The sequence below is a fragment of the Cronobacter turicensis genome, assembly GCF_041222865.1.
Classification (GTDB): Bacteria; Pseudomonadota; Gammaproteobacteria; order Enterobacterales; family Enterobacteriaceae; genus Cronobacter; species Cronobacter turicensis.
Genome location: NZ_CP165997.1, coordinates 1,354,167 through 1,370,132 on the forward strand (window position 1 = coordinate 1,354,167; position 15,966 = coordinate 1,370,132).

Consider the following 15,966-nt stretch of genomic DNA (forward strand, 5'->3'; position numbering starts at 1 on the left):
GGAGCAACGATGAAGCTGAAAATGACGCTGGCGGCGCTGGCGATTGGCGTGATGTCGGCAAACGCGCTGGCGGCGGAGAAACTGGTTATCGCCCATCGCGGCGCCAGCGGGTATCTGCCGGAGCATACGCTGCCGGCCAAAGCGATGGCCTATGCGCAGGGCGCGGATTATCTTGAGCAGGATCTGGTGTTGACCAAAGATGACCAGCTGGTGGTGCTGCATGACCACTATCTGGATCGCGTCACCGACGTGGCGGAGCGCTTCCCGGACCGCGCGCGTAAAGATGGCCGTTATTACGCGATTGATTTCACGCTTGCGGAGATCAAATCGCTGAAATTCAGCGAAGGTTTTGAGCTGGAAAACGGCAAAAAAGTGCAGACGTTCCCTGGCCGCTTCCCGATGGGCAAATCAGATTTCCGGGTGCATACCTTTGAAGAAGAAATTGAGTTTGTGCAGGGGCTGAATCACTCCACCGGCAAAAACATCGGTATTTACCCGGAGATCAAAGCGCCGTGGTTCCATCATCAGGAAGGCAAGGATATCGCCGCGAAGACGCTGGAAACCCTCAAAAAATATGGTTACACCACGAAGCAGGATAAGGTGTATCTGCAATGTTTCGACGCCAACGAGCTTAAGCGCATTAAAAATGAGCTGGAGCCGAAAATGGGAATGGATCTGAAGCTGGTGCAGCTTATCGCTTACACCGACTGGAACGAAACCCAGGAGAAGCAGACCGATGGCAAGTGGGTAAACTATCGCTATGACTGGATGTTTAAACCGGGCGCCATGAAACAGATTGCGCAGTACGCCGATGGCATCGGGCCGGATTACCATATGCTGGTGGCGGAAGGCGCGACCAAAGACCACGTGACGCTGACCGGGATGGCGAAAGAGGCGCACGCCAGCCATTTGCAGGTGCATCCGTATACGGTGCGCGCCGACCAGCTGCCGGTGTACGCCGCCGACGTGAATCAGCTTTATGACGTGCTGTATAACCAGGCGGAAGTGGACGGGCTGTTTACTGATTTCCCGGATAAAGCGGTGAGTTTTTTGAAAGACAAACGCTGATATTGCCGGGTGGCGGCTTCGCCTGACCCGGCCTGCGTACGACGGTTTCCCTGGTCGGGTAAGCGTCGCGCCACCCGACAATACGGCATCGTTACATCTCTATCTCGATATCGCCCTGCGGTTTACAGCAGCAGGGCAAAATCTCGCCTTCCTGAATAAACGCCAGCGGTTTGGTCAGCCACTGCACCTGGCCTGCGACCAGCTTGCAGCGGCACGAGCCGCAATAGCCCTCGCGGCACTGGTATTCCACCGCTACCGCGTGTGACTCCAGCGCCACCAGCAGAGAAGGGTGTTCGTCCGGGCACGACAGCTCGGTGCCCGTCACGCGAAGCGTAATACGACCCATATCAGAGCTGGAAGCTGCTCAGATCGTCATGGTCGATTTCAGAATCGATCTGGCCGACCAGATAAGAGCTCACTTCCACTTCCTGCGGCGCCACCTGCACGTTATCGGACACCAGCCAGGTGTTGATCCACGGAATTGGGTTCGAGCGGGTTTTGAACGGCAGATCCAGACCGACAGCCTGCATACGGATATTGGTGATGTACTCAACGTACTGGCACAGAATATCTTTGTTCAGGCCGATCATCGAGCCGCCCTGGAAGAGGTATTCCGCCCACTCTTTCTCCTGCTGCGCCGCCAGCACGAACAGGTCGTAGCACTCCTGTTTGCACTCTTCAGCGATGATAGCCATTTCCGGATCGTCTTCGCCGCTGCGCATCAGGTTCAGCATGTGCTGGGTGCCGGTCAGATGCAGCGCTTCATCGCGGGCGATGAGGCGAATGATTTTGGCGTTGCCTTCCATCAGTTCGCGCTCGGCGAACGCGAAGGAGCAGGCGAAGGAGACGTAGAAGCGAATCGCTTCCAGCGCGTTGACGCTCATCAGGCACAGGTAGAGCTTTTTCTTCAGCTCATGCAGGTTTACGGTCACGGTTTTGCCGTTAACGCTGTGGGTGCCTTCGCCCAGCAGATGCCAGTAGCTGGTCATCTCGATCAGGTCGTCGTAGTAGTGCGAGATGCCTTCGGCGCGCTTTAAGATCTGCTCGTTGGTGACGATGTCGTCAAATACCACCGCCGGATCGTTGACGATATTGCGGATGATGTGGGTATAGGAGCGCGAGTGGATAGTCTCGGAAAACGCCCAGGTTTCGACCCAGGTTTCCAGCTCCGGGATCGAGATCAGCGGCAGCAGCGCCACGTTCGGGCTGCGGCCCTGGATGGAGTCGAGCAGCGTCTGGTATTTCAGATTGCTGATGAAAATGTGTTTTTCATGCTCCGGCAGCGCCTGGAAATCGATGCGGTCGCGGGAAACGTCCACTTCTTCAGGGCGCCAAAAGAATGACAGCTGCTTTTCGATAAGCTTTTCGAAAATTTCATATTTTTGCTGATCGTAACGCGCCACGTTGACCGGTTGGCCAAAAAACATGGGTTCAAGAAGCTGGTTGTTTTTCGTCTGTGAAAATGTGGTGTAGGCCATGACGTAAATCCTGTCTGCAAACAATATCGGCTGTTGACGATGGGTGCGCTTTGCTTACCCGCCCTACGGCCTTAACAACAAGAGGGCGGGTTTCCCCGCCCTGCGTTTTAGATTTTACATGCGCCGCTTTCGCAGCCGTCATCCTGAATAGATGGCGCCAGATCGTCCTGGGCATCCTCCGCGCCGTCGCGGGTGTTCTGGTAGTACAGCGTCTTCACACCGAGCTTATAGGCGGTGAGCAGGTCTTTCAGGAGCTGCTGCATCGGCACTTTGCCTGACGTGAAGCGCGTCGGATCGTAGTTGGTGTTAGCAGAAATCGACTGGTCGATAAATTTCTGCATGATACCCACCAGCTGCAGATAGCCGTCGTTGCCCGGCATTTCCCACAGCAGCTCGTACTTATCTTTCAGCTGCTCGTAGTCCGGCACCACCTGACGCAGAATACCGTCTTTCGACGCTTTAATGCTGATGTGGCCGCGCGGCGGCTCAATGCCGTTGGTGGCGTTAGAGATCTGCGAAGAGGTCTCGGACGGCATCAGGGCAGACAGCGTGGAGTTGCGCAGACCGTGCGTCTTAATGGATTCGCGCAGGGCGTCCCAGTCGTAGTGCAGCGGTTCACTGGCGATCGCATCCAGGTCTTTCTTGTAGGTGTCGATCGGCAGAATGCCTTTGCTGTAAGTGGTTTCATTGAACCACGGGCACGCGCCTTGCTCTTTCGCCAGCTCGTTAGAGGCTTTCAGCAGGTAGTACTGAATCGCTTCGAACGTTTTGTGCGTCAGATTGTTCGCGCTGCCGTCGGAGTAACGCACGCCGTGCTTCGCCAGGTAGTAGGCGTAGTTGATGACGCCGATACCCAGAGTACGACGACCCATCGCGCCGCGTTTCGCCGCCGGGATCGGATAATCCTGGTAGTCCAGCAGAGCGTCCAGCGCACGAACGGCCAGCGTAGAAAGCTCTTCCAGCTCATCCAGGCTGTCGATAGCGCCCAGGTTGAAAGCGGAAAGGGTGCAGAGCGCGATTTCGCCGCTGTCGTCGTTCACGTCGTCCAGCGGTTTGGTCGGCAGCGCGATTTCCAGGCACAGGTTAGACTGGCGCACCGGCGCGACAACCGGATCGAACGGGCTGTGGGTGTTGCAGTGATCCACGTTCTGGATGTAGATACGGCCGGTAGAGGCGCGTTCCTGCATCATCAGCGAGAACAGCTCAGACGCTTTAATGCGCTGCTTGCGAATGCTCTCGTCCTGCTCATATGTGGTGTACAGACGCTCGAACTCGTCCTGGTTGGCGAAGAACGCGTCATACAGGCCCGGCACGTCGGACGGGCTGAACAGCGTGATGTCTTCGCCTTTCAGCAGACGCTGGTACATCAGTTTGTTGATCTGTACGCCGTAATCCATGTGACGCACGCGGTTCGCTTCTGTACCGCGGTTGTTTTTCAGCACCAGCAGGCTTTCCACTTCCAGATGCCACATCGGGTAGAAGAGGGTGGCCGCGCCGCCGCGAACGCCGCCCTGAGAGCAGGATTTCACCGCGGTCTGGAAATGCTTGTAGAACGGAATGCAACCGGTGTGGAACGCTTCGCCGCCACGGATCGGGCTGCCGAGCGCACGGATGCGGCCCGCGTTGATGCCGATACCGGCGCGCTGGGAAACGTATTTCACGATGGCGCTGGAGGTGGCGTTGATGGAATCCAGACTGTCGCCGCACTCGATCAGTACGCAGGAGCTGAACTGACGGGTCGGGGTACGCACGCCGGACATAATCGGCGTCGGCAGCGAAATTTTAAAGGTGGAGACCGCATCGTAGAAACGCTTCACGTAATCCAGACGGGTTTCACGCGGATAGTTCGAGAACAGGCACGCCGCTACCAGAAGGTAGAGGAACTGCGCGCTTTCGTAGATCTCGCCGGTCACACGGTTCTGAACCAGGTATTTCCCTTCGAGCTGCTTCACCGCGGCGTAGGAGAAGTTCATATCGCGCCAGTGGTCGATAAAACCGTCCATCTGCGCAAACTCTTCTTCGCTGTAATCCTGCAGCAGATGATGGTCGTATTTGCCCAGTTCCACCATCTTCACGACGTGATCGTAAAGCTTCGGCGGCTCGAACTGACCGTAGGCTTTTTTGCGCAGGTGGAAAATCGCCAGGCGCGCGGCCAGGTACTGGTAGTCCGGCGCGTCGCGGGAAATCAGATCTGCCGCCGCCTTGATGATGGTCTCATGAATATCGGAGGTTTTGATGCCGTCGTAGAACTGAATGTGAGAACGCAGCTCTACCTGGGAGATGGAGACGTTATGCAGACCTTCCGCAGCCCAGTCCAGAACACGATGAATTTTATCCAGGTTAATGCGTTCCTGGCTGCCATCTCGTTTTGTTACCAGCAGACTCTGATTCATGGGTAATACCTGTCCGTGAAATCCGTGAAAATAGAAAATATCCCCCGCTTATCCACAAGTGACTAACTCTGTGGATAAATACTATATATAGGGGGTTTGAGATAAGTGAAACGCTATATGGTGAGTATTCTAGTCCGGATTCTTTTGAGAACAAGGCTTGATTTCGGTGTTAATTTGCGGTTGCAAAATCTCGAAATTAAGTAAGTCCTCATGTCATAAGGGCTTGAGGCCTTGTCAAGGCGGCAGGAAAAAAAATGAATTTTTGATCGAACGCTGATTTCCTGGTCAGGAAAGAAATTGCGCAACAGAACGTCGCGCAATTTTTAATACGAAAAGCGTCTATCAGGACGGTTTTTTAGCCTGTGTATGCAACATATAGTTAACATCAACACTCGGCGCGAGCTTAAAGCGGTTGGTGAGCGGGTTGTAATGCAGACCGATGATATGACGTTCTTCCAGCGGCGTTTCATCCACCCAGCCCAGCAGTTCGGAAGGGCGGATAAACTTTTTGGCGTCGTGCGTGCCTTTGGGCACCATGCGCAGCACATATTCCGCGCCGACCACCGCCATCAGCCAGGATTTGGCGTTGCGGTTCAGCGTGGAGAAAAAGACGTGGCCGCCGGGCTTCACGAGTTGTGCACAGGCCTGCACCACCGAGCGCGGGTCCGGCACATGTTCGAGCATCTCCATGCAGGTCACTACATCATAGGCGCCCGCATTCTGCGCCGCGTGTTCTTCTACCGTCTGCTGGACATAGTTAAGCTCGACGCCGCTTTCCAGCGCGTGCAAGCGCGCCACCGCCAGCGGCTCCGCGCCCATATCGAGCCCCGTGACGTTCGCCCCTTCGCGGGCCATGCTTTCTGAGAGAATGCCGCCGCCGCAGCCGACATCCAGCACCTTTTTCCCGAACAGACCGCCGGCGCGTTCGGCGATATAGCCCAGACGCAGCGGGTTAATGCGATGCAGCGGTTTAAACTCCCCTTCAGTGTCCCACCAGCGCGAAGCGACAGCTTCAAATTTGGCGATTTCTTCTAAGTCTACGTTGTGCGCAACTGGCGGTTTTTCAGCATTCATGGACGCCTCTACTCCTTTCTTCGCAAGAGCGTCGAGTATAACAGGCGTTAGTGGGGAATAAAGCGGCCTGACGGGGCTATTCGGTTTACCGAACAGGCCGCGGCTGTGTTATAATTTGCGACCTTTGAATCCGGGACACAGTAGAGGGATAACGGTCAGATGAGCGACCTTGCCAGAGAAATTACACCGGTCAACATTGAGGAAGAGTTAAAGAACTCCTATCTGGATTACGCGATGTCGGTTATTGTCGGCCGCGCGCTTCCGGATGTCCGAGATGGCCTCAAGCCGGTACACCGTCGCGTACTTTACGCCATGAACGTGTTGGGCAATGACTGGAATAAAGCCTACAAAAAATCCGCCCGTGTCGTTGGTGACGTAATCGGTAAATACCATCCCCACGGTGATTCCGCCGTTTACGATACCATTGTACGTATGGCTCAGCCGTTCTCGCTGCGTTATACGCTGGTGGATGGTCAGGGCAACTTCGGTTCTATCGACGGCGACTCCGCCGCGGCGATGCGTTATACGGAAATCCGTCTGGCGAAGATCGCCCATGAACTGATGGCCGACCTCGACAAAGAAACCGTTGATTTTGTAGACAACTATGACGGCACGGAAAAAATCCCTGACGTCATGCCGACCAAAATCCCGAACCTGCTGGTAAACGGTTCATCCGGTATCGCCGTCGGGATGGCGACGAACATTCCGCCGCATAACCTGACGGAAGTGATTAACGGCTGCCTCGCGTATATCGATGATGAAGATATCAGCATCGAAGGGCTGATGGAGCACATTCCTGGCCCGGATTTCCCGACGTCCGCCATTATCAACGGCCGTCGCGGCATTGAAGAGGCGTATCGCACCGGGCGCGGCAAAATCTACATTCGCGCGCGCGCGGAAGTGGAAGTCGATCCGAAAAACGGCCGCGAAACCATTATCGTGCACGAAATTCCGTATCAGGTGAACAAAGCGCGCCTGATCGAGAAAATCGCCGAGCTGGTGAAAGACAAACGCGTCGAAGGCATCAGCGCGCTGCGCGACGAGTCTGACAAAGACGGTATGCGCATCGTCATTGAGATCAAACGCGACGCCGTCGGCGAAGTGGTGCTCAATAATCTCTATTCCCAGACGCAGCTTCAGGTGTCTTTCGGTATCAACATGGTCGCGCTGCACCACGGTCAGCCGAAGATCATGGCGCTGAAAGAGATTCTGGCGGCGTTCGTTCGCCACCGTCGTGAAGTCGTGACCCGCCGCACCATCTTTGAACTGCGCAAAGCCCGCGAGCGTGCGCATATCTTAGAAGGTCTGGCGATTGCGCTGGCCAACATCGACCCGATTATTGAGCTGATTCGCCGCGCGCCGAACCCGTCCGAAGCGAAAGCGGGCCTCATCGCCCAGGCGTGGGAGCTGGGCACCGTTTCCGCGATGCTGGAGCGCGCCGGCGACGACGCCGCGCGTCCGGAATGGCTGGAGCCGGAGTTCGGTATTCGCGATGGCAAATACTGGCTGACCGAGCAGCAGGCACAGGCGATCCTCGATCTGCGTCTGCAGAAACTCACCGGCCTTGAGCATGAAAAACTGCTCGACGAGTATAAAGAGCTGCTGGAGCAGATCGCTGAGCTGCTGCATATCCTCGGCAGCGCCGACCGCCTGATGGAAGTAATCCGCGAAGAGCTGGAGCTGATCCGCGATCAGTTCGGCGATGAGCGCCGCACCGAAATCACCGCCAACAGCGCCGATATCAACATCGAAGATCTGATCAACCAGGAAGATGTGGTGGTCACCCTGTCTCACCAGGGCTATGTGAAGTATCAGCCGCTGACGGATTACGAAGCGCAGCGCCGCGGCGGTAAAGGCAAATCCGCCGCGCGTATTAAAGAAGAAGACTTTATCGACCGCCTGCTGGTGGCCAACACCCACGATACGATCCTCTGCTTCTCAAGCCGTGGACGTCTCTACTGGATGAAAGTCTACCAGTTGCCGGAAGCGAGCCGCGGCGCCCGCGGACGTCCTATCGTCAACCTGCTGCCGCTGGAAGCGAACGAGCGTATCACCGCGATTCTGCCGGTACGCGAGTATGAAGAAGGCGTTAACGTCTTTATGGCGACCGCGAGCGGCACCGTGAAGAAAACGGCGCTGACCGAGTTCAGCCGTCCGCGTACCGCCGGTATCATCGCGGTGAACCTGAACGAGGGCGATGAGCTGATCGGCGTCGACCTGACCGCAGGTAAAGACGAAGTGATGCTGTTCTCCGCGCAGGGCAAAGTGGTGCGCTTCAAAGAAGACGCGGTGCGTCCGATGGGTCGTACCGCCACTGGCGTGCGCGGTATTCGCCTCGGCGAGGGCGACAGCGTTGTGTCGCTTATCGTACCGCGCGGCGAAGGCGCTATCCTGACCGCCACCCAGAACGGTTACGGCAAGCGTACCGCGGTGGAAGAGTACCCGACCAAGTCGCGCGCGACGAAAGGGGTTATCTCCATCAAGGTGACCGATCGCAACGGGCCGGTCGTCGGCGCGGTGCAGGTCGATGACGCAGACCAGATCATGATGATCACCGATGCCGGCACCCTGGTGCGTACGCGCGTATCGGAAATCAGCGTGGTGGGCCGTAACACCCAGGGCGTTATCCTCATCCGCACCGCGGAAGATGAAAACGTGGTGGGTCTGCAACGTGTCGCCGAACCGGTAGATGACGAAGAGCTCGACTCTATCGACGGCAGCGTGGCGGAAGGCGACGATGAAATCGCGCCGGAAACCGACGTTGACGACGACGCGGCGGACGACGCCGACGAGTAATCGTCACGCGACTTACGCACTTCGCGTTTTGTCATCTGAAAGGGCCGGTTTAACCGGCCCTTTCTTTTTTGGCGCCCGGTGCGCCAGGCTGCTCTGAATATCGCCGGATAATCGCGTTGCCGTTGCGGCACAAGGGTTTTGCGGCTACCTTAACGGCATTCCTTTTTCATACCTCACGGCTAGCTGGTGCCCCTTTGAAATACTTCGTCTCTTTTCGCTCGACGCTTAAAGTGTCTCGCTATCTTTTCCGGGCGCTGGCGCTGCTGCTCTGGCTGCTTATCGCCCTGTTTTCGGTGTTTTACATCGTAAGCGCGCTGCATGTGAAAGAGTCGGAAATTCGTCAGGAATTTAACCTGAGTTACGATCAGGCGCAGCGTTATATTCAGCGCACTTCTGACGTCATGAAAGAGCTGAAGTATGTGGCTGAAAACCGGCTGGAGAATATCGACGCGCTGATGAAAAGCGGGCGCGCGCAAAACGATGCGCTGACCGCGCCGTCGTTTGTGCCGCTGTTTTCCGATTCTGACTGTAATACGCTCGGCACCAGCTGGCGCGGTTCGTTGCAGTCGCTCTCCTGGTTTTTACGCTACTGGCACGATAATTTCTCCGCCGCCTACGATTTAAACCGCGTGTTTCTGATAGGCTCCGATAACCTCTGTATGGCGGATTTCGGCCTGCGGGAGATCCCGCTTGAGCGCGACAAAACCCTCCAGGCGCTGCATGAGCGCATCATTAAGTATCGCAACGCGCCGCAGGATGAGCGCGGCAACAGCCTGTTCTGGGTATCGCCTGGCCCGCGTCCGGGCATCGGCAACTTCTACTCCCTGACGCCGGTCTATCTGGCGAACCGCCTGCAGGGGCTGTTGGGTATTGAGCAGACCATCCGCATTGAAAACTTCTTTACGCCCGGCAGCATGCCGATGGGCGTGACGATCCTCGATGAAAACGACCGTCCGCTGTTTTCACTCACCGGTTCGGAAACGCGCCTTGAGCGCAACGGCGAGTGGGAGCAGGAGCGCGCATGGTTTGGCTATACGTCTGGCTTTAAGCAACTGATCCTGAAAAAGAGCCTGCCGCCATCGTCATTAAGCATTGTCTATTCCGTTCCGGTTGATCTGGTGCTGGAGCGCATCCGGATGCTTATCCTCAACGCCGTGCTGCTGAATGTGCTGGTGGGGATCGTGCTGTTTACGCTGGCGCGCATGTATGAGCGACGCATTTTTATTCCGGCGGAAAACGACGCCCAGCGCCTGGAAGAGCACGAGCAGTTCAACCGTAAAATCGTCGCCTCGGCGCCGGTGGGTATCTGTATTCTGCGCACCCAGGACGGGACCAATATTATCTCCAACGAGCTGGCGCATAACTACCTGAACATGCTGACGCATGAAGACCGCCAGCGGCTGACGCAAATCATCTGCGGACAACAGGTGAATTTCGTCGACGTACTCACCAGCAACAACACCAACCTGCAAATCAGTTTCGTGCATTCGCGCTATCGCAATGAAAACGTGGCGATCTGCGTGCTGGTGGATGTCTCGGCGCGCGTCAAAATGGAAGAGTCGCTGCAGGAGATGGCCCAGGCGGCCGAGCAGGCGAGCCAGTCGAAATCGATGTTCCTTGCGACAGTCAGCCATGAACTGCGCACGCCGCTCTACGGAATAATCGGTAACCTGGATCTGCTACAAACGCAGGAGCTGCCGAAAGGCGTGGATCGCCTCGTCACCGCGATGCACAACTCCTCCAGCCTGCTGCTGAAAATCATCAGCGATATTCTCGATTTCTCGAAAATCGAATCGGAACAGCTCAAGATCGAGCCGCGCGAGTTTTCCCCGCGTGAACTGATGAGCCATATCACCGCTAACTATCAGCCGCTGGTGGTGCGTAAACAACTCGGCCTGTACTGCTTTATCGAGCCTGACGTGCCGATGACGCTGCTGGGCGACCCGATGCGTCTGCAACAGGTGATCTCCAACCTGTTGAGCAACGCCATTAAATTCACGGATATCGGCTGCATTATTCTGCATGTCGGCACCCAGGGCGACTATCTCTGCTTCCGCGTGCGTGATACCGGCGTCGGGATCCCGGCGAAGGAAGTGGTGCGGCTGTTCGATCCGTTCTTCCAGGTGGGTACTGGCGTGCAGCGTAACTTCCAGGGTACCGGGCTTGGGCTCGCTATTTGCGAAAAACTTATCAACATGATGGACGGCGATATCTCGGTTGATACCGAGACGGGCATGGGCAGCCAGTTTACGATCCGCATTCCGCTGTGGCAGGCGCAGCTGCCGCCGAAGGCAAATGTCGACGGGCTCTCTCATAAACGCTGCTGGCTCGCGGTGCGCAACGCATCGCTGTGCGAATATCTGCAAGGGCTGCTCTCGCGTAACAATATTCAGGTGCAGAATCACCACGGCGAAACGCCGGATAAAGACGATATCCTCATCACCGACGATGAAAACTGCGTGGCGTGGCCGGGTAGGGCGGTTATTTTCTTCTGCCGTCGTCATATCGGGATGCCGGTAGAGCGCAGTCCTGGCGTCTGGATGCACAGCGTCGCGGCGCCGCATGAGCTTCTGACTCTGCTGGGCCGCATTTACAGCATTAATGTCGAGGTGCCGGGTAGCCAGCCTGTGCTGCCTGCCGCTTCCGCCAGCGCCGAGCAGAACGAAGATATGATGATTCTGGTGGTGGATGACCACCCGATTAACCGCCGGCTGCTTGCCGATCAGCTCGGTACGCTGGGCTATCAGTGCCGTACCGCCAATGACGGCGTGGACGCGCTCAATGTGCTCAGCAAAAACCATATCGATATCGTCTTAAGCGACGTCAACATGCCGAACATGGACGGTTACCGCCTGACGCAGCGTATACGTGAGCTGGGCATGACGCTGCCGGTGGTGGGTGTGACCGCCAACGCGCTCGCGGAAGAGAAACAGCGCTGCCTGGAATCCGGAATGGACAGCTGTCTTTCTAAACCGGTGACGCTGGACGTACTGAAACAGACGCTGGCGGTGTATGCCGACCGCGTTCGCAAGTCGCGCAGCTAATCGCGCCGCGCATCGTCACGGACGGCGGTGCGCGATACGTTACGAGTCTGAACGGAACGTTTAGCGACGCGCACGCGTGAACCCTCAGGGTTATTAATCTGTTTAAGGCGTGTGCGGCGGGAAACGCAGGGCGGGAGAAGAGGATATGTCCCTGCCCGGCGGGCAGGGACAGCAGGCGTTACTCTTTATCCGCCGGCGTCAGGCTGACGGAGGAGAGGTAGTTCAGCAGCGCGATATCGTTATCCACGCCGAGTTTCATCATCGCCGATTTCTTCTGGCTACTGATGGTTTTAATGCTGCGGTTCAGCTTCTTGGCGATTTCGGTGACCAGGAAACCTTCTGCGAACAGGCGCAGCACTTCGCTCTCTTTCGGCGACAGGCGTTTATCGCCATAGCCGCCCGCGCTGATTTTCTCAAGCAGGCGGGAGACGCTTTCCGGAGTAAATTTCTTGCCTTTTTGCAGCGCCGCCAGCGCTTTCGGCAGGTCGGTCGGCGCGCCTTGCTTGAGAACAATCCCTTCGATATCAAGATCCAACACGGCGCTCAGAATGGCCGGGTTGTTGTTCATGGTCAGTACGATAATAGAGATCGTCGGGAAATGACGCTTAATGTATTTAATAAGCGTAATGCCGTCGCCGTATTTATCGCCCGGCATGGAAAGGTCGGTGATAAGGACGTGCGCGTCTAACTTCGGCAAATTGTTAATTAATGCTGTGGAATCTTCGAACTCACCGACAACATTCACCCACTCGATTTGTTCAAGAGATTTGCGAATGCCGAACAGAACAATCGGATGGTCATCGGCAATAATTACGTTCATATTGTTCATGTATTAGGCTACCTTGCTACAGCAGGCTCTTGACGTAAACGTCAATGTCGCTGATATATTTTTCTATGGCTGTGGCATCCTTCTCGCGAATAAGATGCTCCAGTGTTTCACATAACTGTTTGCCGGGAACCAGATTCAGCATAGCGAACACGCCCTTCAGGCGGTGCGCTGTCTGCGCCAGCGCAGCAAAATCACCGGCGGACGATTCAGTATACAATCTCTGAACATCATCCGGTACCGTATCGACGAACAGCGCATAATAGCCACTGGCATGGAGCTGCGCATTTTCATCGCCGCCCATTGGGGATTCAGGAATATCTTCCTGCGCCAGTTGCTCTTCAATAAGTTGTAGCACTGCTTCCTGCATGGCGTGACTAATATTAAAGTTGACGCGCAGCTGTCCCGGTCCGATGCGTCGAACGCCGGCCTCATCATCGCTTAAAAGCAGGCCGTTGGCAGTAAGATTAGACGGATTATCCGTTAAAAATATATCGTACTCTTGACTTGATAACCTTTCGTCCGGCGTGATGCAGGACGCGCCCCACTGTTCAAGCTGGCGCACCACCACATTACGCACTTCATTCGACGTAATATCGATCATCGCAATCACGTCATCCAGCAGGCGCTCGTCGCTCTCTTCGGTTTCCATCGGCTCCACCGGCATCGTCACGTGCAGCGAATAGCGCGTGCCCAGCTCTTTGCGGGCTTTGATATTCAGATGACCGCCGAGGCGGCGCGCCAGCTGGTTGCAGAGATAGAAGGTGAGACCGTTGGCTTTGCCGAACTGATCGGTCGAGGTGTCGTTCAGGAACGGGAAGTGCAGGTTGTCGATTTCGCTGTTGCTGATGCCCTCGCCGGTATCCAGCACGCGGAACAGCAGACGCTCACGCGCGCCTTCTTCCGCCATAATCTCCAGCGTAATTTTGCCAATCTGCGTCGTGGTGACGGAGTAGTGCAGCAGCATCAACAGCACTTTGCGCAGCGCCTCGCGATCGCCGTGGCGTTCTTCGTTGGCGGCGAGCTGGTTGTTGATGAGCAGTTGCAGGCCCTTACGCTTGATGACCGGCAGCACTTCCGGCACCACTTCATCGATAAGATCCTGAATGGTGAAGTCGGTCGGCGTCGGGCGCCAGAAATCCGCCTCCAGCTGATTCACCAGCTGAATTTCATCGACCAGACGCGCAATACGCTCGGCCTGCTCGGCAAGCACCTGGCTTTCCGGCGCCTCGATAAGCGCCGCCTGCTGCGCAAGCTGCTGGGTCGGCTCTTTCAGTGCCGCGCCAATATTCTGCATGAACGCGGAGCGGCCCTGCTGGTTTTTCTCGTACAGGCGCTGCGCCTGCTTGAGCTTTTTATTCACCAGAATTTCACGATCCTGATCGCGAATTATGAAAATCTGGGTGCGCGGCACTACCTGGCTGCGGAACAGTCGGATCTCATACAGCTCGTTATTCACCGTCGCCTGAATAATGCCCTGATGTTGATCCGCCATCGAGGTAATGTTTTGCAGATTCAGGTGCGGCAGCAGGTGGTCGGCAATTTTATTGCTCATAATGGTGCGGCTGGATTCCTGATCGTGAACCAGCAGCCCCAGCGGCAGCACGCTTAAAATCTCTTCATTCAGCGCGCGCAGCATTTGCAGCTCCGCATTATTCGCGCTGGTGGTGACGGTCTCTACCGGACGGCTCGGCTGGTGGCGGAAGGTGGTATAGCCAAACAGCGCCAGCGCCAGCAGGCCGATATTTAGCAGCAGCGGCAGCAGGATATTTTGCAGCGTCTCCATCAGCAGCGCGCCGAACGGTACTTCCCAGATGATGCGCAGCTGCGTACTGGTCAGCGCCGAGGAGATCTCAATACGATTGCTGTTGAAATTAATGGTGACGCTGTCCGGATCTTCTTTATTCTGACCCGCCAGGGCGTTCTGGCTGCTGTCAGGCTCCAGGCGGAAACTCTCAAGCGGCATGCCTGGCGGGATGAGATCGTTAATCGGCACGTCGAACGCCACCACGGTTGCCAGATGACCCGGCTGGTTAAAGGTCGTGCGCAGCGTGAAATAGTGGCCGTTCTGCCAGGCGAGTTTGCGTAACGGAGAGAAGCTTTCGCGTTCATCCAGCGCGTTGGCCTGCTGAAGCATCTCGGCGCGGCGTGAATCGGCAATCGCGTTAATGGAGTTTTCTTTAAAGCCCGCCGAGAGATCTTTTAACGGCAGCGTCGAAACCAGGATCATGCTGTTATCCTGGCCGTTCAGATAATACATCGACCATGGCGCGCCTTCAGCGCCCCACAGGGTATCCAGATAGCTCGAAATCCGCTGCGTCATATCGAGCGTCGAGCTGTCGTGAGAGCCGAAAATCAGCGCTTCGGTTTTGCGGTGCGGTTTTTCAAGATAATAGACATCCTGACGCAGGCGCGTTTCCTGTAAGCCTTCGCCATTCTGGCCCGCCGCGCTGGCGCCAATGTTGTCGTAAATCTGCCAGGTGGCGTAACGGTAGGTATCGATCCGTTTATGCAGCGCGTGGGAGATGTCGACTATCTGGTAGCTCTTGTCTTTCAGCCAGGCGTTAACGGCGCTCTGGACCATCACGCCCATCGTCACCAGCAACACCACAATCAGTAATAAGAAGAAACGGGTAATACTGCCCGGCATAAGGGAAAATTTATTGGGGATCATTGCGTCTGGCTGACTCATTATTGTGCGTAATCCACCGGCCTGCGCCGTGTAAAGAATAAAGAACCGTGCTGCGCCGGCGGCAGCTATCCATTTTTTTGCCTTCTTGTCCTGCAACGTCGCGATGAACCAGAGCGCGACGCCCGTAGCACAGGGCCTGTCGGAGGCGACAGCTGTCTTCTTTTAACAGTATCGCAAACAATGAAGTATAAAGCGAAACGTATGATTTACCAGATGGTGAGAACGGTCTGAAACTACGGCTCAGGGAGCCTGTTGGGCAGGAGAATGAGAAGCGGAGCAGGGCGCTATTAGTGAAAATTCATTCGCAGGCGAACAAAATAGCAGCAATATGATTGTTTAATAGTCGTTAACTTTACGCGAATTTACCCAAAAATAGTTGAACCTGAATCTCAGGGCAAAAAAAATGCCGGATGCGAGCATCCGGCGGTAATAGGGGTAAAACGAACATTCAGATCTGAATGACGGTAATAAATAAAGTTAATGATGATAGCGGGAGTAATTCTAGTGAACTCTTCTTATTTGGTTTTGTCATTCAGTGCGGTAAATAATCTTAATGGCTATCTTATTGATTTGTATTGGTTATTAGGCATTTCTT

Annotated in this window: 9 protein-coding genes; 3 read left to right on the top strand and 6 right to left on the bottom strand. The window is 55.8% G+C overall.

The window, feature by feature from the left end; translation table 11 throughout:
* Positions 1 to 9 precede the first annotated feature (9 nt).
* Positions 10 to 1,068, top strand: a complete 1,059-nt coding sequence (gene glpQ / locus AB8W27_RS06540; protein ID WP_015741904.1) for a glycerophosphodiester phosphodiesterase — start codon at positions 10 to 12, stop codon at positions 1,066 to 1,068.
* 91 nt (positions 1,069 to 1,159) lie between these two features.
* On the opposite strand, the gene yfaE is transcribed toward glpQ, so the two are convergent.
* The 4 genes from yfaE to ubiG form a co-directional block, all read right to left on the bottom strand.
* Positions 1,160 to 1,414 carry a class I ribonucleotide reductase maintenance protein YfaE gene (yfaE, locus tag AB8W27_RS06545; protein ID WP_015741903.1) on the bottom strand — a complete coding sequence of 85 codons (255 nt, stop codon included), beginning with the start codon at positions 1,412 to 1,414 and terminating at the stop codon, positions 1,160 to 1,162.
* A 1-nt stretch (position 1,415) separates the two neighbouring features.
* The gene (gene nrdB, locus AB8W27_RS06550) at positions 1,416 to 2,546 is read right to left on the bottom strand and encodes a class Ia ribonucleoside-diphosphate reductase subunit beta (RefSeq protein ID WP_015741902.1); all 1,131 of its coding nucleotides are present in this window, start codon (positions 2,544 to 2,546) and stop codon (positions 1,416 to 1,418) included.
* Positions 2,547 to 2,653: 107 nt separating this feature from the next.
* Positions 2,654 to 4,939, bottom strand: a complete 2,286-nt coding sequence (nrdA, locus tag AB8W27_RS06555; RefSeq protein ID WP_041923758.1) for a class 1a ribonucleoside-diphosphate reductase subunit alpha — start codon at positions 4,937 to 4,939, stop codon at positions 2,654 to 2,656.
* Between the two features lie 342 nt (positions 4,940 to 5,281).
* Entirely contained in the window at positions 5,282 to 6,013 is a 732-nt protein-coding gene (ubiG, locus tag AB8W27_RS06560; protein ID WP_041923757.1) for a bifunctional 2-polyprenyl-6-hydroxyphenol methylase/3-demethylubiquinol 3-O-methyltransferase UbiG, read from the bottom strand.
* A gap of 159 nt (positions 6,014 to 6,172) precedes the next feature.
* Here ubiG and gyrA point away from each other — a divergent pair, with 159 nt between their 5' ends.
* Both gyrA and rcsC read left to right on the top strand, forming a co-directional pair.
* Positions 6,173 to 8,809, top strand: coding sequence for a DNA topoisomerase (ATP-hydrolyzing) subunit A (gene gyrA / locus AB8W27_RS06565; RefSeq protein ID WP_015741899.1), 2,637 nt, complete (start codon positions 6,173 to 6,175; stop codon positions 8,807 to 8,809).
* Between the two features lie 194 nt (positions 8,810 to 9,003).
* Positions 9,004 to 11,853 carry a two-component system sensor histidine kinase RcsC gene (gene rcsC, locus AB8W27_RS06570; RefSeq protein WP_041923756.1) on the top strand — a complete coding sequence of 950 codons (2,850 nt, stop codon included), beginning with the start codon at positions 9,004 to 9,006 and terminating at the stop codon, positions 11,851 to 11,853.
* Positions 11,854 to 12,031: 178 nt separating this feature from the next.
* Here rcsC and rcsB read toward each other — a convergent pair whose 3' ends face one another.
* On the bottom strand, positions 12,032 to 12,682 hold the full coding sequence (rcsB, locus tag AB8W27_RS06575; protein WP_007762679.1) for a response regulator transcription factor RcsB: 651 nt from the start codon (positions 12,680 to 12,682) through the stop codon (positions 12,032 to 12,034).
* 16 nt (positions 12,683 to 12,698) lie between these two features.
* Positions 12,699 to 15,353 carry a phosphotransferase RcsD gene (gene rcsD / locus AB8W27_RS06580; protein ID WP_041923755.1) on the bottom strand — a complete coding sequence of 885 codons (2,655 nt, stop codon included), beginning with the start codon at positions 15,351 to 15,353 and terminating at the stop codon, positions 12,699 to 12,701.
* Positions 15,354 to 15,966 lie beyond the last annotated feature (613 nt).

Coding starts and splice junctions, on each gene's coding strand:
- ubiG (WP_041923757.1), bottom strand. CDS start 6,013: ATGAATGCTGAAAAACCGCCAGTTGCGCACAACGTAGACTTAGAAGAA.
- nrdA (WP_041923758.1), bottom strand. CDS start 4,939: ATGAATCAGAGTCTGCTGGTAACAAAACGAGATGGCAGCCAGGAACGC.
- rcsD (WP_041923755.1), bottom strand. CDS start 15,353: ATGATCCCCAATAAATTTTCCCTTATGCCGGGCAGTATTACCCGTTTC.
- gyrA (WP_015741899.1), top strand. CDS start 6,173: ATGAGCGACCTTGCCAGAGAAATTACACCGGTCAACATTGAGGAAGAG.
- yfaE (WP_015741903.1), bottom strand. CDS start 1,414: ATGGGTCGTATTACGCTTCGCGTGACGGGCACCGAGCTGTCGTGCCCG.
- nrdB (WP_015741902.1), bottom strand. CDS start 2,546: ATGGCCTACACCACATTTTCACAGACGAAAAACAACCAGCTTCTTGAA.
- rcsB (WP_007762679.1), bottom strand. CDS start 12,682: ATGAACAATATGAACGTAATTATTGCCGATGACCATCCGATTGTTCTG.
- glpQ (WP_015741904.1), top strand. CDS start 10: ATGAAGCTGAAAATGACGCTGGCGGCGCTGGCGATTGGCGTGATGTCG.